At 39.5% G+C, this 24,873-nt stretch carries 18 protein-coding genes and 2 pseudogenes; 15 read left to right on the top strand and 5 right to left on the bottom strand.

The genetic code is table 11. The features are described from left to right. Positions 1 to 454, top strand: a 454-nt coding sequence (locus tag Xsto_RS01255; RefSeq protein ID WP_244590320.1) for a terminase TerL endonuclease subunit, incomplete at its 5' end; no start/stop codon positions are given. A gap of 5 nt (positions 455 to 459) precedes the next feature. Here the strand turns inward: Xsto_RS01255 and Xsto_RS21345 are convergent. Then, a complete protein-coding gene (locus Xsto_RS21345) occupies positions 460 to 603 on the bottom strand; it encodes a hypothetical protein (protein WP_169926572.1) in 144 nt (47 codons plus the stop codon). Between Xsto_RS21345 and Xsto_RS22095 the strand changes: the two are divergent. The 5 genes and pseudogenes from Xsto_RS22095 to Xsto_RS22090 form a co-directional block, all read left to right on the top strand. Beyond that, positions 602 to 784, top strand: a pseudogene (locus Xsto_RS22095) (phage portal protein); the annotation flags it as partial. The gene Xsto_RS21345 and the pseudogene Xsto_RS22095 overlap by 2 nt on opposite strands. A 17-nt stretch (positions 785 to 801) precedes the next feature. Continuing rightward, positions 802 to 1,401 (top strand): annotated as a pseudogene (locus Xsto_RS01245) (phage major capsid protein); the annotation flags it as partial. Positions 1,402 to 1,508: 107 nt separating this feature from the next. Further along, the gene (locus tag Xsto_RS01240) at positions 1,509 to 1,874 is read left to right on the top strand and encodes a hypothetical protein (RefSeq protein ID WP_244590319.1); all 366 of its coding nucleotides are present in this window, start codon (positions 1,509 to 1,511) and stop codon (positions 1,872 to 1,874) included. Position 1,875: 1 nt separating this feature from the next. Then, positions 1,876 to 2,496, top strand: coding sequence for a hypothetical protein (locus tag Xsto_RS01235; protein ID WP_099123863.1), 621 nt, complete (start codon positions 1,876 to 1,878; stop codon positions 2,494 to 2,496). 34 nt (positions 2,497 to 2,530) lie between these two features. Then, positions 2,531 to 3,772: a phage tail fiber protein gene (locus tag Xsto_RS22090; protein ID WP_244590318.1), complete on the top strand. Its 1,242-nt coding sequence runs from the start codon at positions 2,531 to 2,533 to the stop codon at positions 3,770 to 3,772. 48 nt (positions 3,773 to 3,820) lie between these two features. On the opposite strand, the gene Xsto_RS01225 is transcribed toward Xsto_RS22090, so the two are convergent. Beyond that, on the bottom strand, positions 3,821 to 4,633 hold the full coding sequence (locus Xsto_RS01225) for a phage tail protein (protein WP_244590317.1): 813 nt from the start codon (positions 4,631 to 4,633) through the stop codon (positions 3,821 to 3,823). A 773-nt stretch (positions 4,634 to 5,406) separates the two neighbouring features. On the opposite strand from Xsto_RS01225, the gene Xsto_RS21020 reads away from it, so the two are divergent. From Xsto_RS21020 to Xsto_RS01210, 3 genes are all read left to right on the top strand, one after another. Continuing rightward, positions 5,407 to 5,601: a hypothetical protein gene (locus Xsto_RS21020; protein WP_141554481.1), complete on the top strand. Its 195-nt coding sequence runs from the start codon at positions 5,407 to 5,409 to the stop codon at positions 5,599 to 5,601. A 1,473-nt stretch (positions 5,602 to 7,074) separates the two neighbouring features. After that, positions 7,075 to 7,410: an NIPSNAP family protein gene (locus tag Xsto_RS01215; protein ID WP_099123861.1), complete on the top strand. Its 336-nt coding sequence runs from the start codon at positions 7,075 to 7,077 to the stop codon at positions 7,408 to 7,410. 594 nt (positions 7,411 to 8,004) lie between these two features. Beyond that, complete coding sequence (locus Xsto_RS01210; RefSeq protein ID WP_206601863.1) at positions 8,005 to 8,295, top strand: hypothetical protein; 291 nt, start codon at positions 8,005 to 8,007, stop codon at positions 8,293 to 8,295. A 275-nt stretch (positions 8,296 to 8,570) separates the two neighbouring features. Here Xsto_RS01210 and Xsto_RS01205 read toward each other — a convergent pair whose 3' ends face one another. Both Xsto_RS01205 and Xsto_RS01200 read right to left on the bottom strand, forming a co-directional pair. Next, positions 8,571 to 9,005: an META domain-containing protein gene (locus Xsto_RS01205; protein ID WP_099110134.1), complete on the bottom strand. Its 435-nt coding sequence runs from the start codon at positions 9,003 to 9,005 to the stop codon at positions 8,571 to 8,573. A gap of 23 nt (positions 9,006 to 9,028) precedes the next feature. Then, a complete protein-coding gene (locus tag Xsto_RS01200) occupies positions 9,029 to 10,024 on the bottom strand; it encodes a 2-hydroxyacid dehydrogenase (RefSeq protein ID WP_099110133.1) in 996 nt (331 codons plus the stop codon). 309 nt (positions 10,025 to 10,333) lie between these two features. Between Xsto_RS01200 and Xsto_RS01195 the strand changes: the two genes are divergently transcribed. The 6 genes from Xsto_RS01195 (at position 10,334) to Xsto_RS01170 (ending at position 23,584) form a co-directional block, all read left to right on the top strand. Then, a complete protein-coding gene (locus Xsto_RS01195) occupies positions 10,334 to 12,994 on the top strand; it encodes a YdbH family protein (RefSeq protein ID WP_099123860.1) in 2,661 nt (886 codons plus the stop codon). A gap of 200 nt (positions 12,995 to 13,194) precedes the next feature. Next, positions 13,195 to 16,914 (top strand): inverse autotransporter beta domain-containing protein, encoded by a 3,720-nt coding sequence (locus Xsto_RS01190; protein ID WP_099123859.1) that lies wholly within the window; start codon positions 13,195 to 13,197, stop codon positions 16,912 to 16,914. Between the two features lie 179 nt (positions 16,915 to 17,093). After that, positions 17,094 to 19,013: a hypothetical protein gene (locus Xsto_RS01185; protein WP_099123858.1), complete on the top strand. Its 1,920-nt coding sequence runs from the start codon at positions 17,094 to 17,096 to the stop codon at positions 19,011 to 19,013. Between the two features lie 86 nt (positions 19,014 to 19,099). After that, positions 19,100 to 20,602 carry a hypothetical protein gene (locus Xsto_RS01180; RefSeq protein ID WP_141554480.1) on the top strand — a complete coding sequence of 501 codons (1,503 nt, stop codon included), beginning with the start codon at positions 19,100 to 19,102 and terminating at the stop codon, positions 20,600 to 20,602. A 23-nt stretch (positions 20,603 to 20,625) separates the two neighbouring features. Then, entirely contained in the window at positions 20,626 to 21,984 is a 1,359-nt protein-coding gene (locus tag Xsto_RS01175; protein ID WP_099123856.1) for a hypothetical protein, read from the top strand. A 10-nt stretch (positions 21,985 to 21,994) separates the two neighbouring features. Next, complete coding sequence (locus tag Xsto_RS01170; protein ID WP_099123855.1) at positions 21,995 to 23,584, top strand: Ig-like domain-containing protein; 1,590 nt, start codon at positions 21,995 to 21,997, stop codon at positions 23,582 to 23,584. Between the two features lie 76 nt (positions 23,585 to 23,660). Here Xsto_RS01170 and thrS read toward each other — a convergent pair whose 3' ends face one another. After that, positions 23,661 to 24,845 carry a threonine--tRNA ligase gene (gene thrS / locus Xsto_RS01165; protein ID WP_099110126.1) on the bottom strand — a complete coding sequence of 395 codons (1,185 nt, stop codon included), beginning with the start codon at positions 24,843 to 24,845 and terminating at the stop codon, positions 23,661 to 23,663. Between the last annotated feature and the right edge of the window lie 28 nt (positions 24,846 to 24,873).

The raw sequence follows: 24,873 nt of genomic DNA, 5'->3' as shown, positions 1-24,873 counted from the left end.
GGGCATCCTGACCCTGACAGACGGTGAGGTGGTGGATCATGCGCAGATAAAAGAAGAGCTGCTGCACTGGATTAGCGGGGAAAACCTGAAAGAACTCGGCTTTGACCCGTGGAGCGCCGTGCAGTTCAGTCTCGCCTTAGCGGAAGAAGGCATTCCCTTAGTGGAAGTCGCTCAGACCGTACGCAACCTGTCGGAAGCGATGAAAACACTGGAAGCGCTGGTTTACAGCGGGAAATTCCACCATAACGCCCACCCGGTGATGAACTGGATGATGTCAAACGTCACGGTGAAACCGGATAAAAACGACAATATTTTCCCGAATAAATCCACGCCGGAAGCCAAGATAGACGGCCCTGTTGCTTTATTTACCGGCCTGAGCCGCTTACTGGTCAATGGCGGTGATGCGCCTGACTTCCTGTCTAACCTCGACCCGGACGATTTCTTAATGCTATGAAAAATTTACTGATGGATATCATTGCCCTGACGGGGGTCGGGGCGGTGCTGACCGGCTGTTACCTGAAATACGGGCTGGCCAATACCCTGATTATCGGCGGTAGCCTGTTGATCGGCTACGCGCTGGCGGTTGTCCGCAGGAGGCCCCATGCTACTTGATGCGCTGTTTCGCAGTGAACCGCTGGAAAATCCGCAAATACCGCTGACGGTGGAGTCGGCAGAGCACGATGGCCTGCTCCGCGCCGATGTCTATGTCAGCCCGGAAACGTCAATGAAACTGGCGGCCGTCTATGCCTGTATTTATGTGCTGGCCTCCTCGGTGGCGCAGGTAACACGATTGCGGCTCAAATGCGTACCCTGCATGACACCATCGGGGAGGCTGCATGGACTGACGAGCAGCGCACCGAATGGAACAAGGCCAAAACTGAGCTGGACGGCATTGATGCGCACATTCAGCGCGAGGAATCCTTACGCAGTCTGGACCAACAACTGGTGGACAACACCGAACCCGAGCAGCGTCAGCAGCCGGAAGCCGAGCAGCAGGCGCGTCGGGCCGCCGCCTTTGATAAGTTCCTGCGTCACGGGCTGGGGGAAATGACGACGGAAGAGCGTCAGGCGCTGCGTGAGTTGCGGGCACAGGGGACGACCCCGGACGAGAAAGGCGGCTACACCGTGCCGACCCAGATGTTAAACAAAGTGGTGGAGTCCATGAAAGCCTATGGCGGGATTGCCAGTGTGGCGCAAATTCTCAGCACCTCCACCGGGCAGACCATTGAGTGGTCCGCCGCGGATGGCACGGCAGAGGAAGGCGAACTGCTGGGTGAAAACACCGCCGCCAAAGAAGAAGACACTGAGTTCGGTACCGCGTCTCTCGGGGCGAAAAAGCTGTCTTCCAAAATCATCCGTGTTTCCAACGAGCTGTTGCAGGATTCCGGTATTGATATGGAAATGACCAGTTACGGTCAGGGTTCGGGCGGTTACTGGGTCGAAACCAACAACCTGAAGCAATTGTTTGACAGTCGCGGACGATTACGTATCCGAATGGGGTTTTGGTAATGGGCATGGGATTAGAGATTTATGATGAGCAGGGGCGGGTGATTATCACCACAAACAACATTATTCCGCGTTTTCTCGGGACGCATATGATCCCGCTGAACAAAACTGGCAGTTTGTATTTGCCGGGTCTGAGTGAGGGCGGCAATGTCACCGCCCGGTTCTTTTTACGCATGCGCAGCTCCGGAGGCTCCGGGATCCAGATTGCCCAGCTCAGCAATGAGTTCACCACGTTCAGCGTTTCTGGCAGTACCTTCAGCTATCACGTCGATTATGACACTTATCGCTGGGAAAACATGGGGCGCGGGGGCGGACAGTCCAGTCCGTGGGCGGAAATGCAAAACGTTGTCACGATTTGGGCGATTTAAGATGCTGGGATTAGAGTTTTACACCGATAACGGGCTGGTGCAATTGTCCGATAAAACACCGTCACTGGGCTTTCTCAGAAAGGCTGGAGCGGATGAAAGTAATATCGGCTGGGATGAACGTTACTATAACTATGCTGAAGTGTACGGGGCGGGCGGGAAGTATTTCTTTGCGCCTGTCTCACAACTGTCTGTCCGGGGTAACAGCGGACTGGAGGTCTACAGCGAGCGCGGGGAACTGATGTTCTCGTCGGCCATGAAATTGCTGTCCTTTGTACGGTCTTTTTCTGTCGATGTCCCCAATAACCAACACCGGCCGTTTGTGCATGCGGGGGAGGCCGGGCGGCGTTATGGGATTATGCTGATAAAATCCCAGTCTCGCCAGCATTATAAAAATGTCCGGTTCTCGCCGGGGGCGGATAATCCGCCTTTTTATGATGATGAATGGGATTATGATGTGTATGTCGAGTCATTCAAGCCCCGGTATGGCAATGGCCGGATTGAACTCGCTTATACCTATGACTATCTGCGTCATGAGGCCAGCCTGAGTAACCCCGGCACATGGCGCGGCCCACCGCCCTTAATGGCAGGCTTTATCGTCGATTTAACCATGATAGAAGGTTAACCCTCTCCGCTTTATTCATGTCAGGAATCCAATCATGATTTACACACAAGGCACACTTTCCACGGTGTCCGGCTCGGCGATTGTCCGGGGCACGGGCACAAAATTTAAAGATAACCTGAACGGCATTGCGCCGGGGCAGGTGCTCATTATCCAGTCCGGCAGCAGTAATTTGCTGCATATGATACAAGCAGTGAATTCGGATACTGAGCTGGTGCTGGCCGATAAAGCTAAAACCACGCTGAATAACGTCACTTACCAGATCCAGACGACGGTGCCCAATTCCATCTCCGATGGTGTCCGACATATGGTGGCGATTAATGCCTATATCGTTCAGTTTCTCCAGAATATGGATAAGTGGATGAGCCAGAACGGGGTAGTGGAGGTGACGCTACCGAATGGACAGACGGTGTCACTGCAATCGATAAAGGCGATGAATGAAGCGATTGCCGGGAAGCTGGGTAAATCCCAGAACGGGGCGGATATTCCGGATAAAAATGGGTTTATTAACAACCTCGGTCTACGGGATACGGTAAACAGAGCTTCGAATGCAGTGGTGATTGATTTGTCTAATGGCGGAGTGCAAAAAATTAAGAGTGCCCTTGTGATAGAAGATTCAGTTTCAGCTGTTGGTGAAATTGCCTGCAGGGATGGTCGCAGCTATTTGATGATGAAAACCAAGGATGGGGGGCCACATTTTGCCTACACATGGGATGGTGTTTCGTGGCATAACATGCAATTTCCGAAAGGAGCGGGGGTCGCTTTGGTGGTGGGGGCAAATTGCTGGGTTGCTGAGGGTGGGTTTATCAAAGTAGCCTCTCCCATCATTGAAATCTTCCCGTCGGGTAAATTTACCACCAACGACGAATCCGAAGGCGCAACCGTCTCTAAACCCGGCCTCGGCCATTATCAGGTGGCTGGCGTACTCGGCTATAACGCCGATGGCGCATGGGGTGTGCATGGGGGTATCTCCTCACCGAAGAACAACAACGGGCTGGAGCTTATCTACATTGATGATAAGGTGAACAAGGACGGCAGTATCACGATTGAGACCTTCCACCGCCAGCATTCCCATTTACCGGCACGCTTTCAGAACAAGCGGATAAAAGCCCTTGTGAACGGGGAAAAGGTGTACTATCAGGACGGTGAACCCTGCGATATTCCCGAAGGCTGTCGCTTGGATGTCCGTGTTCAGATGCCGGCGAATTCGGTGTGGAATGTGAAGCAGAAGGCGGCAGAGGTTGCCACTGACAGTGATCAGACTGAAACGGTGGAATGACGGAATAATTAACCCGCAGAAAATTGCGGGTTAGATGGTTACTCAGAATTAGGCGGCTCTAACGATGTAATTGAAGGCTATGTTGCGGGGGCGTGATTCATCTCCTCCAGATGGCAAAGAGGTTAATCCATTAGAGAAGCCGGGTTTCCACCCGCTATCTGGTCGCACGCTATATTGGCCTTTACCACCAAAATAAGATTTACAAAACAGACTGGTTTGACCCTCAATTCCCCCAGCTTCCCCTCCATGTGCGCCTAAATCGTCATGTACGTGTGACTTGTTATCACTATCTTGCCATGACATCAGAGTGCGGCCATTATCAACTCCACGACTGTTATCCCAACCTCGAATAAATTCCCCTCTCAAATCAGGTAATACACCGGAGGGATAAGCAAGAGCCAGTTTCGGGTATTTTCCTTTATCGAATGTCTCACCATTGCAGATAAGCCAGCCTTCAGGTGGGTTTTCTGTCGGCCAAGGAACGGGAACACCAACCGGTAAAGCTAAATTGGCATTTTCATTTGCAGTATTAGCAAGGTTATTTGCTGTGTTAGCAAGATCGTTTGCATTATCGGCCTTATCACTTGCTGTACTGGCAAGATTGCTTGCACTGTTGGCTGCTTGATTAGCGGTATTCGCCAAATCATATGCGGTTTTAACTGCTTTTGGCGTTGCAGCCATAGTCTCGCTATCACTCACATCATTACTCAGGACAACAAACCCTTTATCTTGCAGTGTGGCATCTGGGTGATTACGGCTCGCAGCATGTTCTGCAATAGCTTCTTTGACATATTCCGGTGTTGCAACGATCACGAGATTGCTCTCGTCTGAGACAGGTACATCAGGCTTATTATCTTGCATATTCATTCCCTCATCTAATCAACAATACACATTGCTAAATAACATGAAGGCGGTGGGAGACTTCTCCGCCGGTGAACATCAATAAAAGGGTTCATCAATACGGGAAAGTACGGCTTGACTAATATTTGATAGGGAGCATGTTTTGTGGGCAGGATGACATAAAATAACAGGCGGGGAATTAATAGAATTTGTCAGATGTCTGATAAGACTTGGTATACGAAAAGCGAAATTTCCCGATATTGTAACCTATTGATTTATTTAATTTCTGTCACCATGCGGGAAATAAGCAAAATCAATCACTTATCTAAATAGGATAATTCTCCCCTTTTAACTCATTAATTTAATTGAATTCCGTTCCTGAGCCGGAATTAAGCAAAATCAACAGGTTATATAAAGGTGAGAAATCTCACTTTTAACTCATTGATTATTCCGTGGTCCTCACTTTGGCTCAATCCTTCTGTTTCAAATGTAGGTGTGGAAATGGGCTTTAATGATTTACTGAGGTTAATGAATTATCAGTTCTAGAAGCTACCCTCTTAAAGAGTGTTGGTCAAAAATAACTCGGCACGTTTAACATACCTACCTGCTGCTGAGTTCTCACTTTGCAATTATTATTTCATTGGCTGACAAATTAGCGCACTGCAAATATGTAACCTGCTCATAGCGTAACTGGCCTACAATTTGTGGGTCAGTTGTCTCGTTGCCCGGAACAAGAACTGCCCCTCTTTAAGAGGTTCAGTTTGTGCCGACGAAATTCGTCGATGCAAAATCCAATGTCCGATAATCGGACTTTGAGCGTCAGTCATGTTGACTCACAGAATTTGCACAACTCATTAAGAGGTGCGCAAACTTTGCGACTGACAGTTAGTCAGTTACAAAAAGAAAAGGATAGCACGGCGAATGCTACCCTTTGGGATGATGGCTTTTTCCATCATGAGATAAATCAATTAGTTACCAGTACCTTTTAAGAAGGGCAAGCAACCAAGTGAAAGATATTCACTCAGTTAATAGCCATACAGTATCATTGACACTCTGGATTGAAAAAGGCGCTGAATGTATGTCGAAAATTGTTGTTCGAATGCTTGGGCGTTAGAGTAATACATTGAGACAACACTCAATTTTACATTAAATCTTTATTTATCAAATTGATACGTATTCTTTGTAAGAAGGAATGCAGTAATTGAGACAACATAAATTGGGGGTAGTTGTCTCAAAATTTAAATATTAATCGTTATAAAACAATATGATAAACATATCGAGACAACAGAGACAGATGAGACAACATCGTTTGCTTAATTTATATATAAAGAAAAATGAAATTAGTGTTATTCATAGAAAAGAAATTCTAGCTTTAGCCGATTGATTTTTATAATAACGCAAATCACCATACAGGGAAGATTAAAATTAAGCGGTTCCCGTCAATCCCTATGCGCTTAGTCTTAATGCTATAACCCTTTTATTTTATACAATTCTGTCAGAAAACCAGAATTCCGGCTCTGAGCAGGAATTGAGGAATATCAATCGGTTAAAAGGACTTTGAAAACCCATTTAGCATAAACTATTGATTTTATTCATACTCGGCATGGCGCGGTATTTATTGATAATCAATGAGTTACGTGTAATTAGTTTGTAACCTATTGTTTTTGCTTATTTCCGGCAGAGAACCGGAGATTAAGTAAATCAAGGTGTGAACCAACTGTTGGAGAAATCTCTATCGTTGCCGTAGAGGGTCAAAATCGTGGCCATCTCAAAGAGAGATATCCCATTTAGGGTATTGGGGAAATCTCAATACCTTTTGCTTTTGTACATGCGGGATTTTCCCTTATGTAACTGACCCAATTATTTTGGGTTACCTGTCTCGTTGTTCGAAGCAAGAATTGCCCCTCTTTAAGAGGTTCAATTTGAGCACCGAAAATATCGGTATGCAAAATCCAATGTCCGATAATCGGACTTTGAGCGTAACGGATAGTTACTCACAAATGACGTTGTGCATAAATAATATTTACTCACACTTTGAGCGTCAGTCTGGCTGACTCACAGAATTTGTACACCTCATTAAGAGGTGCGCAAAAGGGTGAGATAGGGACAATGTATTACTCTCTATTGTGGTAATCACAACTCAGGTGGGCTTGAGTTTAAGCCGTCTAGCACAAGGTTACTTAATGTAACTCAGTGACTCCGTACGTATTACGTTCGCAGTGATTTAACTTGTTGATTTTTATGATGGTCAAAATCTTGACCATCTACAGACGGTGGAACATGGCACGAAGACAGAAGAAGAATGTCCCTCTATAGTCGCCATGGTTACGGGAAAGGCTTCTGACTGGCAGGGATATCAGTTGGCTGATTCCTCTATCGCTTAATCGCTATACGGCTGCCATATTTTCGGTATTATTCGTTATGCTCACATCATTCAGAATAACAATACGTAAGGCGAATACATGGACAACAAGATCATCGAAATCCTCCAGTACGAGTTAAAGAAAGGAACCGGCAGTCAGTTTCATGAAATCATGGTAAACGTCAGCGTTCCATTACATCGTTCACAGGGAATTGATGTGGTGAGTTTCGGTAACTCGCAGCATGATCCAGATTGTTATTATCTTATCCGGGCATTTGAAGATATGGATGAACTGTCGGCTGTACAGGGCAGATTTTATAAAAGTGATGCATGGATAAACGGCCCCAGAACGGGAATTATTGAGAGAATTGATAAGAGTGTTAAAACGGTTATCGAAATGCTTACATCGGCTATCAATGCCTTACGAATTGAGTAGCACCAGAATAAAGCTGATTCTTTACCATTTTAAAAAGCAGAGTTCAGCCAGCCCAAAATTATTGGGTAGCCTCTCCATATAGATAGACTGAACTATATCTCCATAGCTTCCGACGAAATTCGGCGGAACCTCTTCACAAGGTTGGTACGTTTAACGTACTGACCTCTCACTACCGACGATATTCGTCGTCAGTCGTTAGCTCAGTAATCAATGTTCTCATCTTATACCGAGCTTATAGATTCGTTCAGTTATCTATGTATAAATAATTGTATAAACATTTATGTATTTAAGTAAATAAAAATAAATATAATTATTTGTTTTTATTTGAATTATATTATCAACGGTTGGATTATACCATGAGACCTAACAGCCTTGACTGTGTTGCTGCAAATGTTTGTTTGATAATGAGGGAGTCGAAAAATGAACAGTAACTGGATGTGTTATATGAAATTTTTAAGTTTCTGGGTTGCAGTAACGTTAATGATCGGGATTATGTTGTCATAATGAATGATTATGATATAAGTTTTATAACCTCGCTTTGGCGAGGTTTTTTTACATTTGAACAGTAACATTATTTATTGCAGGAGCTTTATTTTGGGAAAGAATTTGGCTGACTCTGATCTCAATAATATGTCGAAAGAGCAATTAATTGAAGAAATCAAGAAACTCAGGGAAGGAATAAGAGAGCACAGAGATTCATCCGGCCATGATCTTTGCTGGTATCATCCTGATTTATGGGGATTGTTGCCAGAATATAAACACACAGAAATTGAAGTCCCGGACTGGCCGCAGTTTATGCGTGGTTGTACTCGCTATCGCCAGTCGTTAGATGAAAAGTGTCCATCTGCCGTCAGAATTAAAGTAGAATTTGACGATGACAAATAAGACAGACACTCTTGTTAGGTAATCAGTTATTAGAAAACAGATTACCCGACATATGCGGGTAATCCTGATTTTTTTAACTGTAATTCTTCGTCTTTCAAGTTGCCTTTTTGTTGGCTGCACGAGTTACCGTTTTATAAACATGCGGTTATCTATGCTCCAGGGAATGGCTAAGAGGCCAGTCTCTGACTGGAAAACCACGTTCCCTTTTTTTCTTCGAGGCATCTTGAACTCTATAATATCGATGACAAAGAATAAAATAACTTTAGCTTATTGCATTATTGAGCCGGTTTTCTCAAAGTATAAACCAGCTTGTTTCTGTTATTTTTCAGTGTTAATTGCCTGTCTTTTAAATTCACTGCTGCACCGTGGGCCAGAATATCAATAATGACCCGATCCCATTTGTTGAGCTTTTCATTAACACAGAATATGTCGGACTTAGTCAATTTGTTGACGATTAAAACATTATCCTTTAATTCACCTACCCCCATAAAGTTGTTACACATTGTTCCGGAAACAAACATGTTTTTACCAAATGTGATGGACAGCTTTGTATCTTCTTTATTGGATACATTCTCACCATTAACACTGACTAACGCAAATTTATGGTGCTGCAAATCTCTGGCAGTTACATTTCCTGTGGCACTTACCCCTGTGGATTGACATGCTGTAAGTAACAAGATGGCGACCGCTAACGGAATCGCTCTGTTCATTTTATCTCCTGATGTATATTACTTCATCCAACGAGATTCGGGCAGGGTTCACCAGAAGTTAATTGTTGGATACTTTGTAACGTTGTTTCACTGATACTGGTTAATGCTTCTTCTGTCAAAAATGCCTGATGGCCTGTGAATAAGACATTATGGCAGGAGGATAAACGGCGGAAAATATCATCTTGAATAACGTCATTTGATTTATCTTCAAAGAATAAATCACGTTCGTTCTCATATACATCCATGCCTAATGCACCAATTTTCTGTTGTTTCAATGCGTTGATTGCAGCAACAGAATCAATCAATGCGCCCCGGCTGGTGTTGATGATCATTACACCATCTTTCATTTTACTGAACGCAATTTCATCCAGTAAGTGATGGTTTTCCGGAGTCATTGGACAATGTAGTGAGATCACATCAGATTCGGCATACAGAGTATCCAAATCCACATATTTCACACCAAGTTCTAATGCTTCCTTATTTGGATAAGGATCATGTGCTAATAAGTGCATACCGAAACCTTTCAGTATTTTTAAGGTAGCAAGGCCAATTTTCCCGGTACCGATAATACCTGCGGTACGGTTATACATGTTGAACCCAGTCAGGCCTTCAAGGGAGAAGTTGGCATCGCGGGTACGCTGATAAGCACGATGGATACGTCTGTTCAGGCATAGCATTAACCCGACTGTATGTTCAGCAACGGATTCCGGTGAATAGGCCGGTACGCGAACAACCTGAATGCCGAGTTCTTTAGCTGCATCTAAATCAACATTATTAAAACCGGCACAACGTAATGCCAGAATTTTGATGTTCATTTCTGCCAGTTCTTGCAGGACTTCGCGTCCGCCATCATCATTGACGAAAATACAGACAGCATCAGCCCCAACAGCATTCTTAGCAGTTTGTGGGCTAAGGGGAAAATCAAAGAACTCGATATGATAATCAAGGCCAAGTTTTTGGTTGAGTAATTCAAAATGTTTACGATCGTATTGCTTTGTACTGTAAACAGCAACTTTCATAACTTTATCTCCGGTACTTTATTGACTGTGTGGTGCTTAATTTTACTTGAGCTACTCATTGAACTTTCCGGTTCATAGAGTTACCTGTTGTTTTTCAAGCCTCCTCCTTGATGACTAAGCAAATTTGTTCTCTTGCTACTACTATCTGGCTTGAAATACATTAGGCATATAGTTTTGAGCTATGTTTTCGTCCTTGCCATGGTGATGCAACTTGAAATTCATCGGTATAATAAACCGATTCATAGTTTTCCATGAGATTATCATAACAGGAAGTTATATTCAGACTGAAAAAGAAGAGTTCGATAATAAATGATCAGGATATTAAAAGCGTTCGCAGTCATGGTAATACTACTGGTGTTATTAGTGTTGACAGGATGGTTCACTCTTTCTCACTGGTTACCATGGGTTGCCAGCCATTGGTTACCACAGGGAATGACGCTTTCTTTGACTCAGCCCAAATGGACAAACAACAGATTACAGCTTGATAGCCTAACCGTGCAGGTACAAAAATGTGAAATCATAAAGTTATCCGGTTTATCTGCCGGATATTTGCCAAAGCAACGGGTAGAAGGCAAGTATTGGGATATTCATGTTGCTAATGTTTATAGCCAGAGTGAGTGCTTGCCACAATTACCGATAACGCAAAAACAGTCAGCTCCCGTATCCGTTGATGAGATCTTATTTTCCATTCCTGCAATTAAATTAGTTATTGACCATGTTGCTCTTTCTCCGTGGCAGGAATTTGCCGGAAAGCTTCAGTTTGATTCATCTTCTCACCAGCAAACGCTCTCTTATCAGGGGAGTCAGTTAAAATTATCGGCTGATATTACAGATAAAAAATACCTGAACGTTCACCAATTTTTCGCAAAATTACCCCACCAGACTATTAGCCTGAATGGTGGTTTTTCATTGCCATTGGATATCAACAAGTTACCGGAACAGGGCAGAATAACGGGGCAGTTGTCTGTCAAGCAGTTTCCTGAACCTTTGTTGATGTTACTGGAATGGAAAGGGCAGAATGGAAAGTTCACCATCACTCCGGAAAAGGCCCAATTAGACAAAAATAATCCACAAATATGGGCTGAATTACCGTGGTCGTTCAATCAGTCTCAATTTGTTATCCAGCACGGTAAATGGCAATGGCTGGGAGCAGGGCAGCCATTATCCGGGGGAGTTAATTTTACTCTCGAAGACTGGAAGAAAGGTTTTAATGGTAGTCAGATTAGTGGAAAAGTGAATCTGATCACACAGGGAGACTTTGGTAAGGGCAATGTGGTTCTTTCCATGCAACCGGCAAGGGTAAGCCTAACAAATACACATATCCCTCTCCAACTGACAGGGCAGATGAATAGTGAGCAAATGATCATGACAATGTCATTGCCGACAGTTATAACAGGCTCATTAGCTGATCCGAAGATAACATTCAAGCCAGGTTCTCTGTTCCGTGTATGGGGAAAAGTCAGCGAAAATTTTATTATCAAAGAAGCCAGATTACCTTTGGCAGGAACCTACCTTACCCGTAATGGTTTTACGGGCCGTTTACAGGCAATAGTAACCGCAAAAGAGAGCTATTGGGGGACTTTTAGACTCCATTTTGATGGAATGGCCGAAAATTTTATTCCCGATCATGGAAACTGGAACTGGCGTTATTGGGGGAACGGTGATTTACCGCCGTTGCAGGCTAAATGGGATATATCGGGTAAAGGAAACTGGAATCAGTCACAGATAGCGATAAGTGAACTCAATACAGGGTTTGATACTATCAGTTATGGTCTTGTAAAAATGAAAGCTCCTCGTTTGCAGCTGATAAAGCCGTTGATATGGAATCGTTCTATAACCCAGCCAGAATTAGTGGGAGAACTGCAACTTTCTGTTTTGAGAACTGATTTTCGTTCCGGTGGCTTTTTACCGCCAGTTAATTTCAGGGCAACAGTAACGGGTCAGTCACCTGATAATTTTATGTTAAATGGTAAATTGCAGGCTAAGGGAATAGGGCCGATTCCAATTTATGGTCGTTGGGATGGAGTCAGGCTAAGAGGAGAGGCGCGTTGGCCAAGGCAGTCATTGCTGGCGTTTCAGACTCTTATTCCCGCGGATCTGGGGATTACAGTGCGTAGCGGGAATATCTATGCGCAGGCAGCATTTTCTGCCGCAAAAGGGCAAGGTTTACGTGCTGGTGGGCACTGGGTAGTCAAAAATGCAGGCATCTGGCTGAAAGATGGAAGTATTGACGGGCTGGATTTTGTATTACCGTGGCGTTTACAGGAACAAACCTGGCAATTAGGTATTACATCGCCGGTTCAGTTACGGGTTAAAACAATCAATAGCCTATTCGAGATGAATCATGTTTCTGCCGATTTGCAGGGTTATTATCCCCCGACTGAGATTCAGCCACTAACATTATCCAATGTGAATATTGATATGCTGGATGGTGGTCTCAAATTAGATAAATTACAGCTCCCACAAAAACAGCCTGCGGTACTGAGTTTTAATCATCTGAATGTGAGTAAGTTATTTCATGTATTGAAAGTGAAGCAACTTGCTATGTCAGGAAAAATCAGTGGTGAATTACCGCTGTTATTAAATGATAAACAGTGGCTTATTAGGCAGGGATGGATCGCTAACGAGGGTGGTCTGACATTAAGGCTTGATAAAGATACGGTTGATTCAATAGGAAAAAATGATTTAACGGCCGGTTTAGCAATGGATTGGCTACGTTATTTGGAAATCAGCCACTCTAAAGCGAATGTAACACTGGATAATCTGGGTATTTTGGTCATGCACTCAGAGATAAACGGTGTTAATCCAGTCGTGGATAAAAAGCGTGAAGTCAGGCTGAGCTACCGGCATGAAGAGAATATTTTTCAGCTATGGCGCAGCCTGCGATTTGGCAGTAGTTTAGAGGAATGGTTAGAGAAAAATATTGCTTTTTCAGATCGAGAGTATTCACTTGATATGCTCGAGCAATGAGGCAGTTTACTTAATTAATTTTAGGAAAAAGCAGAATGGCGTACTGATTATGTGATAGATATTCTTACGTTAAATGATGCTAATTTAAATTTTCTTACTAATATTATTAATGGTAATACGTGGATGTTATTAACGAGATTAAAATTTAAGTGAAAGTCTCAACTGATAAGTTGGTATAAAAATTTTTGAGGTGTTTATACATGCAATCATACGCAAGTAAGATCATCGTTTTTTTTGTGCTACTTTATATGTTACTTATGCCTTCTACGCTCAGTAATGCATCTGTGGAAGAGAACATAAAATATGAAGAGTTTTATACTCATGCACAGAAAAATAATGACACCTTAGAAACTGATATGCCAAATGTACTTTTTAGTAATATTCAAACAGTAAATCATGTTTTATCTTCTTCTTATTCAGAGCTTACCGAACAAGCAGAGTACTTTGCTTTGGATAAACTTAACAGTACCGTATCTTCTAAAGCTCAAAAATGGTTATCACAATTTGGTGCTGTCAAAATTAATTTAGGATTAGACCGAGAATGGACACTAAAGAATAACTCTATTGATATCTTACTGCCAATTTATGATAACAAAGTTGATTGGTTGCTTTTTTCTCAGCTGGGTTATCGTAATAAAGATAGTAGAAATACGATTAATCTAGGTTTGGGGGGGCGCTATTTTGATAATAACTGGATGTATGGATTAAATACTTTTTATGATCATGATGTTACTGGTAGAAATCAACGACTCGGACTGGGAGGGGAGATTTGGAGTGATTATACTAAACTTTCCGCTAATGTTTATCATCGTTTAAGTGATTGGCAAGAATCTAGGAACTTTGAAGATTATTATGAGCGCCCTGCCACGGGTTATGATATCAATAGTGAGTTTTTCTTGTCAGCTTATCCTAATTTGGGAATGAAGCTGACCTATGAGCAATATTTTGGTGATAATGTCACTTTATTCAACAGCGAGACGAAACAGAAAAATCCCAGTCAAGCTAAGTTAGGCCTGACATATACTCCGATCCCACTGGTTACTATCGGTGTTGATTATCGGCAGGGTGAAAAAGGTCATACTGAAACCCAGTTTCTGGCAAACCTAAATTATAAATTTGGGATTCCGCTGGATACTCAATTATCACCCGATAATGTTGCCTCAATGCGGACTTTAGTGGGTAGTCGTTACGATTTGGTAGAAAGAAACAATAATATTATTTTAGATCATAAAAAAAGAGAACAGGATGAATTTTTAAAAATGGATACCATTATTGGATATGGTCAGCAGGAGATACCTATTAATGCACCTATCCGATCTCATGCAAATATTAAACACATTGGCTGGTTCGTGACAGATAAAAAATTTAAAAATAACAAAGGAAAGCTTTCTTCTGATTCAGGAAAGAGTATTGTCGTCACGTTGCCCACTTATCAGGAAACGCATAAAAGCGATTATATGCTTGATATCGTATTTACAGATAATCAGAACAGAAAGAAAGTTATTCAGGTACCTATAAGGGTTTTGCAATTTTTAGTGGATGGGAAAATAAATATTATTCCTCCTGAATCTCCAAAAACGACAGATAGTGCAAAAAATGGATATACATTTAGCAATCCTATTATTACTTATGAAGGTTTACCTGCTGGAGAATTTGTCAAGAATGCGACAATTGATAAGGTGATTTGGAGCACGGTTCCAGCCTTAGGTAATGAATCTGGCTTACGTTTTGAATGGAATAATAAACAGGCAAAAACGAATGAAAATGGCGAGCTTACAATATTAACAGATGAAAAAGAGCAATTAATACCTAATATATTATTCAGCGAAAAGCCATATGACAATGTTAAAATATACATACAATTGGATGGAGCACCAAAGCAAGAAATAGGTTCTGTAAGTTTTAGTCCATATCATATTCGTGATGGTCTGACAGTAAATCCTAAAAGTCCTTTAATTGTAGGTGATGAAAAATCTTATACATTCAGCGCTACAGTTGTTGATCGTCAGGGTAACCCGCTAATTAAGCAGTCGATTAAAGATGTAATATGGAAAGCAATCGATGATAAAGGGAAATCAGTTAAGTTAACTACAGAAGCAGATAGCACAAATGATTCTGGAGAGTTAATTGCTACATTAGATAGCTCGAAACCACTTAGTGGTGTAAAGGTTTCACTGTCTATTAAAAATCAGGCTGCCGTTACCGCTGATCCGGTATCAATTAAGTCTGAAAAGGATAATATTGATGTCGTATGCGAAGCGACTAGTGGTGAAAGGCCGGTATTAGTTAGCGAAACCTATACCTGTAAGGCAACAGTGAGCGATGAGAATAGTAAAGGAGTGGCAGGAAAAATAGTAAATTGGTCAGTTAAAGGTAGTTCTAATCTTCGATTTACACACTCCCAGTCAGAAACCGATAGAAATGGAATAGCAAAGACAACATTAACCAGTTCCACAGAGGTTTCTAATACTGATGTTGCCATCATTGCTTCGGTTGCTCATCATGGGCAAGGAGAATCAAAGGGATCTATTAATTTTATCTGGCCGGAAATCTCCATAGAACCTTCACCTGTTAAGGGCAGACAGGATCAATACTCGCTTACGGCAACCGTCTGGCGTGAAAAAGATAATACCGTATATAAAGGGCAGGGAATTAAATTTTCTTGGACTAAGCCGCAACTTAAAGATGGTAGCGATGCACCATCTTATGTCGAGCTATCTACTCGACAGGGAACCCCATTACCGAGTATCCCACAACAAGTAAATCCCAATAACGGTACCCTGACAGCAGAAATTACTAGCCATGAGGCTGTGCAGGTGAAAGCGTGTATGAATATTGAAGGCAAAAATCATGCTTCGCCGACATGCTCAGCTATGATGAATATAGTTCCGCCAGAATACGAAATTGCTAGTGTTGAATTAATTGGTTCCAAAAAAATATTGATGGGTAATGGCCAGGAAGAATTTCATTACAAGGCAAAGATCATTAATAAAAATGATAAGGAAAAAATCATTTCTTATCAAGTTATCCAAGGTGTACAGTGGATGCACGATCATGAAAAAATTCCAAAAGAAAGATTCCCTCAACCGGAAGCTTATTCGCCTACCAACAAGGATAAATTTACAACAGATCAGGATGGTTATTTGTATGCCAGACTAAAAAGTCGAGTTGGTGTTGAAAACGTGAAGGTGTCATTAAAAATATCTGATGCTCCACAGGTAGAAACAAATAATGAGAACGAAGTGGCGTTCACGCCTGTGACTCTACCTGCGGTATTGTATATTTATGATGAATATACAGATAAAAATAAGTATTTTGATAATAAAGATGGCAAACGTCATCCAAATAATATTTTTAGTTCTTTGAGAGGGGAATTAAGAGAATCTGAAATCTCTGGCTCCTTTGATAAAGATGAAAATAAAATCACTTATGGTATATCTGATGTTAATTCACCTATCTTTGGCACGAATATGTTATCATTTGGTACTGGAAGTGGGCCTATAGAATTTATTGCCCCAGGTTCAGCCACAATAACAGTTAAAATAACAAAACAAACAGGAGAAATTCAACTCTATGAATACAAAATGTCTGCCATTAAAATGCTGGAACTGCCTGCTGATGGATATAAAAATGTAACTGGCGATATCCATTGTAACACTGGCTCAGTTGCTAATAAAATACCTAAGCTGTTTTTAGATAAGGACGTCTCTGATTCTGCTAACATTTATAGTTTGTATAATGAATTTGGTAATTTATATAATTGGGGTGTTTTTAGGGATATTACGAAAGTAGAGGGAGATACGATTGTAGTAGAGAGTAGCGATCCTTCTACTAATGGTGAGTTTAGAATTTATGATTTTGACAAAAACACCTTTGATAATAAGTCAAAGGGGATTGTTTTATGCTATATACAAGTATAAAATTCCACATAACATAACATAAAATTTACCAATGAAAAAAAGTTATCATTAGATAACTTTTTTTCATTGGTTTTTGGGTTGTTATACCTTTAATGTGGATTGAGTTAGATGTTAGTGGTTTACATTAAAGAATGTATTTTCCCTTCATGATTATTCATTAAAAATGAGGTAATTAAACAATGGCTGCAAATAACACGCTAATAATTTCAGGAATAAAAAGTAGTGACTTAATTATAGGGCAGCATATAACCTTTATTGTAACACTAAGTTCAAGTGAAAATATTGCAATGAAAAAAAAAGTAACAATCAAGGAAGGTCATAGTGAAAATATAAAATTCGACCATGATTCTGTTGATCTTAGTTACGAGCCGGGCAACCATACAGCAACTGCAACGTTCGGATTTAAAATTCTTCCGAACGCAATAAATAATCCAAACATTTCATTTGAAGTAGATACTAATGCTACTGCTGGTGGAGTTAATTTCCACTCTAAATCATTTTCAGATAAAGCGAAAACAGCTATAGTTGATATAAAAAAACCAATGGATATTTCAATTAATAAGAATGCTGATTTAGTGATAGGCCAGCATGTTAGTTTTACTGTGACATTAAGTTCGGATAAACCTATTAGTTTGGCGGCAAATATAACTATCAGTAATAAAAGTCCCAATATACAATTTGATCAACCTTCTGCTAATCTTGGCTACGATCCTACATTTAAACATGCTAGTGCAAAGTTAGGATTTACAGTACTTGAGGGTACAACCGATAATTCAGAAATTAAATTTAATGTAGATACTACGGCAACGTCTGGTGGAGCTGCTTTTTCATCTGTACTATTTCAAGGTACAGCTAATGAAATTGATAAAAAATCATTATCACTTTTTATTACAAATCCGGTTTTAAAAACAGTATTGCCAGAGGGTGGTCCGATATCAGAAACAAATAATTTCACGCCGATAACTGCAACTTTGAAAAGCACATCTGGGAAGTCATTGGCTTATACACCTGTATTTATCACATCAACTGTTTCACATAAAATGACAGATTTTAAATTTAAGAAAGCTGATGAAACAACTAATATTAACCTTGAAAAAATAGGACCAAGTGAAGGCTTAATGTTAACCTCAGATAGCACAGGGTTAGTTAAATTTTATCTCTATCCTAAATTGTCAGAAATAGCCATCCTTACTCTTAGGACTATCATTTTAAATGATGTAGCTGATGTTTTGGCCAAACAAATTATTTATGCTGTCAATTATAAGGATCCGGGATATATGGATTCTATAGGCTATCCAACTATCGATGGATTTACTATGGGAGATTTATCTGCAGACCAAGGAATAAGAGAATTTTATACAATGGTAAGTAGTTATGATCAAGCAGCTGTTAATGATGCAATATTATTTTTTGTTGATGGTGAATATACAGGGCATTCTGTGCATTTACATAATTTAAGTGAGCAGTTAGATCAATATAATATACCTCTTCCTTATTCTATATTTAAAGAAAATAAATCATCTCAATTTTCTTATGCTGCAGTTAAAACTAGTGGAGATATATTCTATTCTGAAGTATTAACATTAAATTATATAGGCGGTATTCCTTATGAACCAGATCCAGGCGTTAAAAGAAAATTTAATCCTTGTATAGTTCATACCAGCCTTGGTGTTGGGCCAGATAATATCATACCATCAGGTATGGGTAACTATATTAATTATGGTGCCATAATGAAATACCCTGGATATCCACACCGTGGAATATTTATTGAGATTGTAAGATCTGATCCTAAATTTATTAATTTGCCAGAAGGCACAAAAGCTGTTCCATTAGATATAAAAGATATTACCCTGATAATGTATATTAACTCAGATGGAAACAGTTTTCAAAAACCGTATACTCAACAAATTAAGCTGGCTGACATTGGTGGTCCTGGTAATAAAAACTCTATTTTTTTCCATATTCCCTATAATGATATAGTTAATATACACGGGAATGGTTATATATATTTTGACTATCAGTTTTATCAAGATGATAAGTTAGAGCATGGTGCCATATGGAATTCGAGCATTGAAACAGTCCCAGTTCCTGGTGAGTAACGTAGTCATTAAAAATATTAGAAATGAGCGCTGATTATAACAGCGCTCTTCAATATAATATTTATAATAAAAAGGAAAATAAAAATATGGCTGGAAAAATGGGATTTTCTTTACCTGAAACGGGTAATTTAATAATAGGGCAAAGTTTTTTATTTACAGTAACCCTGTCATCTAATGAAAATATAGATGATAATTCTACAATTTCATTTTATGGAAATGAAAACATTACTGTTCCACTCGATGATACTCCTCTGGTTATAGAAAGTGATAAAAAAAAGGCTACAGCAACGGTCACTTTAACTGTATCCAATACATTATTGGAAAATGAAAAAATTTCTTTCCGAGTTAAAACATCGTTAAATGGTTTTCAATCCAATATATTACAATATACCGCAAAAAAAATCGACCCTGATTCATTGAGACTAAATGTTGATAATAGTTTCTTGTCTATTCCGACATCATTTAATGTTTCTCAAGTCGGTTCTATATTAACTAAAATTCATACGGTTATAAGAGATGAAGATGGCGGCGTATTGTCAGGAGTGCCTGTATTTATAAAATCTAACATTGTTAATCAGTTGGAAGAAGTTGATATTTATCATAAGGATAAAGTAACAAGAATAGACATTAATGAATTTATTAATTATCAGGGGTTTTTCGTAAACTCAGATGAGAAAGGAGTATTGGAGTTTTATATTTTTCCGAAAAAATCTCTCTCACTAGTTATTCAATTGTCTTCTATAATACCAAACTCAACTGATTTTAAATTTGCGAAAAAAACTATATTTATAATTGTTGATGATGTTGAAATTTACCGGCAACCTCTAATAGTTGTTACGGCCATTGGCGATAATTTAACGTCAAATGGAGAAAGTAAATTTTGGGTAGATATATCCCCGTGTGATGATTATGAGCTTGGCGATTTTTTGTTGTTTTTTGTTAATGATAAATATAAATACTATTCTAGGGTTCTTAATGTACATCAACATGACCCATGTTTAATGGAGTTGCCCTATTTTATTTTAAATAAAGATGAGCTATCAAAATTATCCTATTTATTAATTAAATCAAGTGGAAATGTAGTAGCTAAATCCAGCACTGCTGATGTTACTTATAGAGGAAGACCAAATAAACCGTGGACAGATATTCACAGAATGTACGAGCCTTGTCAGGTTTATTCTAGCTCTGATGAAATAATAAAGCAGGGGGGAGCTATAATTAACAAAAATACATCTGATCATGCCAAAAATCCAGATGATGCAGGTTTGTTTGTCAGAATTATAGGCACTAATGATAATAGCGATGGGTCTAAGGTTAAATTGGGTTCAAAAGTTTTTTTAACTTTATATATTAATTCAAGCACCAGAACGGTAAAACACGTTTTTACAGATAATATGCCCTATCAACCAGATAAAATAGGTGGTAAAACAGCAACATTAAAATTTAATATACCTTATGAATTATTAAAGAACAATCTAGCATTTCCCTATAGTGATGGAGAGATTTTTTTTGATTATCAAATTGGTCATGATGATGATAGCGATGTAACTTATGGCGGAATTTGGTCAGGTTATATTGTTATATTTTGAAATAAATTTCATAGAGGTGGATTATGAACAATAAAGATACTTTATCACGACCCGAATTTCCTCAAAAAAATTCAGATGGAATAATTAACGTTCCTGAAATCATAGCGATGTGCACTAACTATATTATGATGAAAGTGAATAAATATCAAGGAGTAGAGGTATTAGATAAAATAGATGGAGAAATTTACTTAAAAAATAACACTAAGGCCAAAGTGAAAAGTATTACCCATCATATAACACCAGAAGAGCCAGAACGTGATTTTTATATTTTATTGTTTGATGTAAATAAAATAGACATATCTGGAGTATGTGAAGCTAAATACACAGTGACAAATTTACATAAAGAACATCTTTATTCTAAAACGTCGTTAGTCACAATTATAGGGGGTGGTCATATGGCTTCATCTGATAATGAAATAATTTTCCGTGATGCTAAAAAATCAAAGTTGTACTTACATGATATTAATCTAGAAGGAGGAGTAAGAGTTCGGGCTAAATTTAAAGGTTTGGTTAATTATGATTCTATAGTTATTTCAGCTAAATTTTTGGGGGATTTTGATGAACAAGTGAAGGAGCTAAATTCTGGCCAACTTACATTACATGGCGATGATATAACAAATGGTTATGTGGATTATACATTCAAGATAGATGGAATTAATTTTTTGGAGGTTAAATCGGTTATTGCCAAATTTTCTGCCTCTGGTAAGGGTATAGAGTCTGATTATACGAGCGTTTTTATTTTTAATGATTTAGATACTGTCAATGTTAAAGTGCAAACAACCAAAAATATTGGTTCTATTGATAGTGAACATGCAGATATAAAGCCTTTTTTAACAGCAGTTATATATACGGGTTCAAATAGTAAACCAATTCATGCACGATTAACGAATGCTTATTTTGGTGATAATGATGGTGAAAATAATACTGTATTGGATAATATAAATGAGAAAGGGGTTGGCTATCTTCATATTTATAGTGAAGATATTTCTAAAAATAGCGTGCTAATTCTTAATTATGAAGATCCTGTTATTGCATATAAAGTTCCTTTGGATTTTTCAACTTGGATGCTATCTTCAGATGAGGGGCTAACTTATACCTATAGCTCTTATGGTGTCGCTGATGGTATGTGTCAGTGTTTTCTTCTTATTAAAATATCATCAGATAAAATCACTGATATTATAGTGGAATTTGAGAGTGTAGATATTAAAATTAATGGTGGTAATAATGTTCTGGAAATACCTAATCCTGATAAAAATAAAGTGTTAGTCTATAATTTAACATCATTTAAAGCAGTGCGGAGTGCTTTTACCATTAATGTCAAGGGTATTTCTATAGAACAAATTAATAATACTATTGTTTTTGTCGACCCCCTTACACTTTGAGTAAAATAATATGAAAATTTCAATTAATTTTTTTCCATCAATTAAACTTTTCCAAGGAAGGCCTGCGATTAAAATTAAAATCCTGGCTTACGAATCATCAATAGCAATGCCTGAATTAAACTTAATTTTTGAATGCACACTAGGTAGTTTTGTGGTTAACGGTCAGGACACAGGTCAAAAAAAATTACTTGGTTGTACAGATGGCTCTGGGGAAACCTCTGTTTTTATAGTGGGCCCAGATATAGGCGGTGATGGAAAATTAACAGTCTCTTTTCAAGAGAATAGTAACCCAATTGGTCATCAACCTTACCACTTTGAAGCTACAGCACACTACGCACTTAATTTTAATGTCATTGGTGATTACGCAATGGCTGATGGTATACAGAGTAATAAGGTTCAGGCTATTCTGACAGGAACCGGTCCAGTGGTTCACCTCGATAATCGAAAATTAAACTTGAGTATTACTGGAGCTGCGTCATTTGAACAGAATAAAATTACTCAGGCTACTTCTATAGAAACGGATTCAAAAGGAAATGCAAACTTTGAACTTTATGACACAAATGCAGCAGGTGAAACGGTCACTCTTACTGGTGTAATGGATGGCAGTAAAGCAGAACCAACAATTATAAACATCAATTTTCAGGCCAATCTGGATTGTGAGGCTTCACCTCCCAGTGATGGACAATACATTAGAACGATCTTTGTTTATACTATTGGTGATCATACGTATCTTTTGCGTCAGCGTAAATGTGATCACTTAGTAAGTGTACATAAGCTGCTTACAGGTGGGTTACAGGGAGAGCAAGTTTCTACTGGCCAGAAGTGGGTTAATTTTTATGATTTATTATTTCCTTTTACCCTCGGAGACGAACAATATGTTTTTGGGTTAGCTAAAGTTTTTATTAACTCATCCACAAGTGCCTATAAGTCCTATTGGATAATTGCAAAGTTGGATGAAAAAGGGAATAAAGTAATTGTAGATCATGATTATTATAATTGTAGTTATGATGTGGGATTTGCATATAGGTCTGGTAAAGACCAATTTATTTATCTTCACAGTAATGATATTAATGATAATGGTCAATATCCTTATATTATACAAAAAATCCTTCCTGATGGAAAAATGGTACGAACTCCAACAGAGGAAAAAAGCTGGGATTGTTTCTATGGAGCTACATTCTTTTTTTCAATGGAAGATAAGGAATATATATATATACACACAAAAGACCCTAGCCTGAAGGCTTTTGCTTATGAATTGAATAAAGATGGGACAGTAGGTGAGCAAAGCATGTCTAATACTTGGGAGTATTATTATTATCCAGAATTTGCGTATTATATTGGTGGCACACATTATTACGCAGGACAAAGATTTTATGATAACTATTGGTTTATCAGTTATATAAAGAGTGGGGGAGTACCTGAAGCTCAAATTGAAGGTGAAAATAAATGGGATACAGATTACCAATATATGATTCCATTTTCTATTGACGGAAACCAATATTTTCTGAGACAAGATCAGAGTGAAAGCCACTGGTATATTACACAGCTTATCGCTGGAACTAATATGGGAGATGATACTGACAATAGTGATAATCATTAATATGATTGATTTAGTTAACATTGATAATTTTACAAAAGTTGGTCATTGATTTAAAAATGGCCAACTTTTCAAGTTATCACGCTTTCCTGTAAACCATTAACTGCTCAAGCAGCTGCTCTTTCCCCACACTAGAGATAATTTTCCCCCGACGCAGAGCAACCTGATCTGTTTTCATTTCCTGCTCTCCGACAATCAGAATATTGGGGATCTTCAACTGATGAAATCGCCTGACTTTATGAGCAACAGAACTATTACTATGATCAGTTAATACAGGTAAATCCGCAGAATTGAGTGAACAGACCAGTGCATTGGCATAATCGATAGCTGCTTCACACACTGTTGCGATTGCAACGGGTAATGGATGTACCCATTCTGGCAATGCGCCCTGAGTGCTTTCCAGTAACACGCCGATCCAGCGCTCTATTGAGCCATATATGACCTGATGTAAAATTACCGGGTGTTCTTTCTCGCCGGACGAATTTGTATAAGCAATATCGAAGCGTTCCGGGAGGTTAAAATCCAGCTGTATTGTTCCGCACTGCCATTCACGTTCCATATTATCCTTAAGAGCCAGCTCGATTTTGGGGCCATAAAATGCGCCTTCACCGATTTGTATTTCGAAATCAACAGATTGCTCTCGGCATACATCAATTAATATTTGTTCAGCTTTCTGCCATAAAATTTTATCGCCGAGAGCAGACTCTGGCCGAGTAGAAATTCTGACTAAAAGTTGATGATAACCATACTGGCTGTACACAAGCTTAGCTCTATTCAGAAAATTAATTACCTCAGCTTGAATTTGTGACCATGTACAAAAGACATGGGCATCGTCCTGAGTAAATTGGCGCAATCTCAGGCAGCCATTCAATGCCCCAGAGGGTTCATTACGATGGACTAAACCAAACTCGAACAGTTTTATGGGGAGTTCCCTGTAGCTATGCACACCACGTTTGAACAGTAAAATATGCGCCGGGCAGGACATTGGTTTTAAGGCATAATCCGACATACTTTCCTGACCACCGCCGAAAAACATATCCTCTTTGTACATAGCAAGATGACCTGAAGTCTGCCATAACTCTTTTTTCAAAAACTGAGGTGTACGGACTTCCTGAAAGCCATGCTGTTGGTAAATTTTCCGCATATGCTGTTGAATATTTTGAAATAGCCGCCAGCCGTTCGGATGCCAGAAAATCATTCCCGGCCCTTGGGGTTCTGAATGAAACAAATCAAGTTGTTGTGCAATCTCACGATGAGTTTTCATAGCTTCTCCTGTTATGAAACTCTGAGCG

The sequence above is a fragment of the Xenorhabdus stockiae genome, from assembly GCF_002632825.1.
GTDB classification, from domain to species: Bacteria; Pseudomonadota; Gammaproteobacteria; order Enterobacterales; family Enterobacteriaceae; genus Xenorhabdus; species Xenorhabdus stockiae.
This window is presented reverse-complemented; position numbering and strand designations above follow the sequence as displayed.

What these genes read in the sequence shown, in the direction of transcription:
- Xsto_RS21345 (WP_169926572.1), bottom strand. Translation starts at nt 603, where the DNA reads ATGGGGCCTCCTGCGGACAACCGCCAGCGCGTAGCCGATCAACAGGCT.
- Xsto_RS01240 (WP_244590319.1), top strand. Translation starts at nt 1,509, where the DNA reads ATGGGCATGGGATTAGAGATTTATGATGAGCAGGGGCGGGTGATTATC.
- Xsto_RS01235 (WP_099123863.1), top strand. Translation starts at nt 1,876, where the DNA reads ATGCTGGGATTAGAGTTTTACACCGATAACGGGCTGGTGCAATTGTCC.
- Xsto_RS22090 (WP_244590318.1), top strand. Translation starts at nt 2,531, where the DNA reads ATGATTTACACACAAGGCACACTTTCCACGGTGTCCGGCTCGGCGATT.
- Xsto_RS01225 (WP_244590317.1), bottom strand. Translation starts at nt 4,633, where the DNA reads ATGCAAGATAATAAGCCTGATGTACCTGTCTCAGACGAGAGCAATCTC.
- Xsto_RS21020 (WP_141554481.1), top strand. Translation starts at nt 5,407, where the DNA reads ATGTCCGATAATCGGACTTTGAGCGTCAGTCATGTTGACTCACAGAAT.
- Xsto_RS01215 (WP_099123861.1), top strand. Translation starts at nt 7,075, where the DNA reads ATGGACAACAAGATCATCGAAATCCTCCAGTACGAGTTAAAGAAAGGA.
- Xsto_RS01205 (WP_099110134.1), bottom strand. Translation starts at nt 9,005, where the DNA reads ATGAACAGAGCGATTCCGTTAGCGGTCGCCATCTTGTTACTTACAGCA.
- Xsto_RS01200 (WP_099110133.1), bottom strand. Translation starts at nt 10,024, where the DNA reads ATGAAAGTTGCTGTTTACAGTACAAAGCAATACGATCGTAAACATTTT.
- Xsto_RS01195 (WP_099123860.1), top strand. Translation starts at nt 10,334, where the DNA reads ATGATCAGGATATTAAAAGCGTTCGCAGTCATGGTAATACTACTGGTG.
- Xsto_RS01190 (WP_099123859.1), top strand. Translation starts at nt 13,195, where the DNA reads ATGCAATCATACGCAAGTAAGATCATCGTTTTTTTTGTGCTACTTTAT.
- Xsto_RS01185 (WP_099123858.1), top strand. Translation starts at nt 17,094, where the DNA reads ATGGCTGCAAATAACACGCTAATAATTTCAGGAATAAAAAGTAGTGAC.
- Xsto_RS01180 (WP_141554480.1), top strand. Translation starts at nt 19,100, where the DNA reads ATGGCTGGAAAAATGGGATTTTCTTTACCTGAAACGGGTAATTTAATA.
- Xsto_RS01175 (WP_099123856.1), top strand. Translation starts at nt 20,626, where the DNA reads ATGAACAATAAAGATACTTTATCACGACCCGAATTTCCTCAAAAAAAT.
- Xsto_RS01170 (WP_099123855.1), top strand. Translation starts at nt 21,995, where the DNA reads ATGAAAATTTCAATTAATTTTTTTCCATCAATTAAACTTTTCCAAGGA.
- thrS (WP_099110126.1), bottom strand. Translation starts at nt 24,845, where the DNA reads ATGAAAACTCATCGTGAGATTGCACAACAACTTGATTTGTTTCATTCA.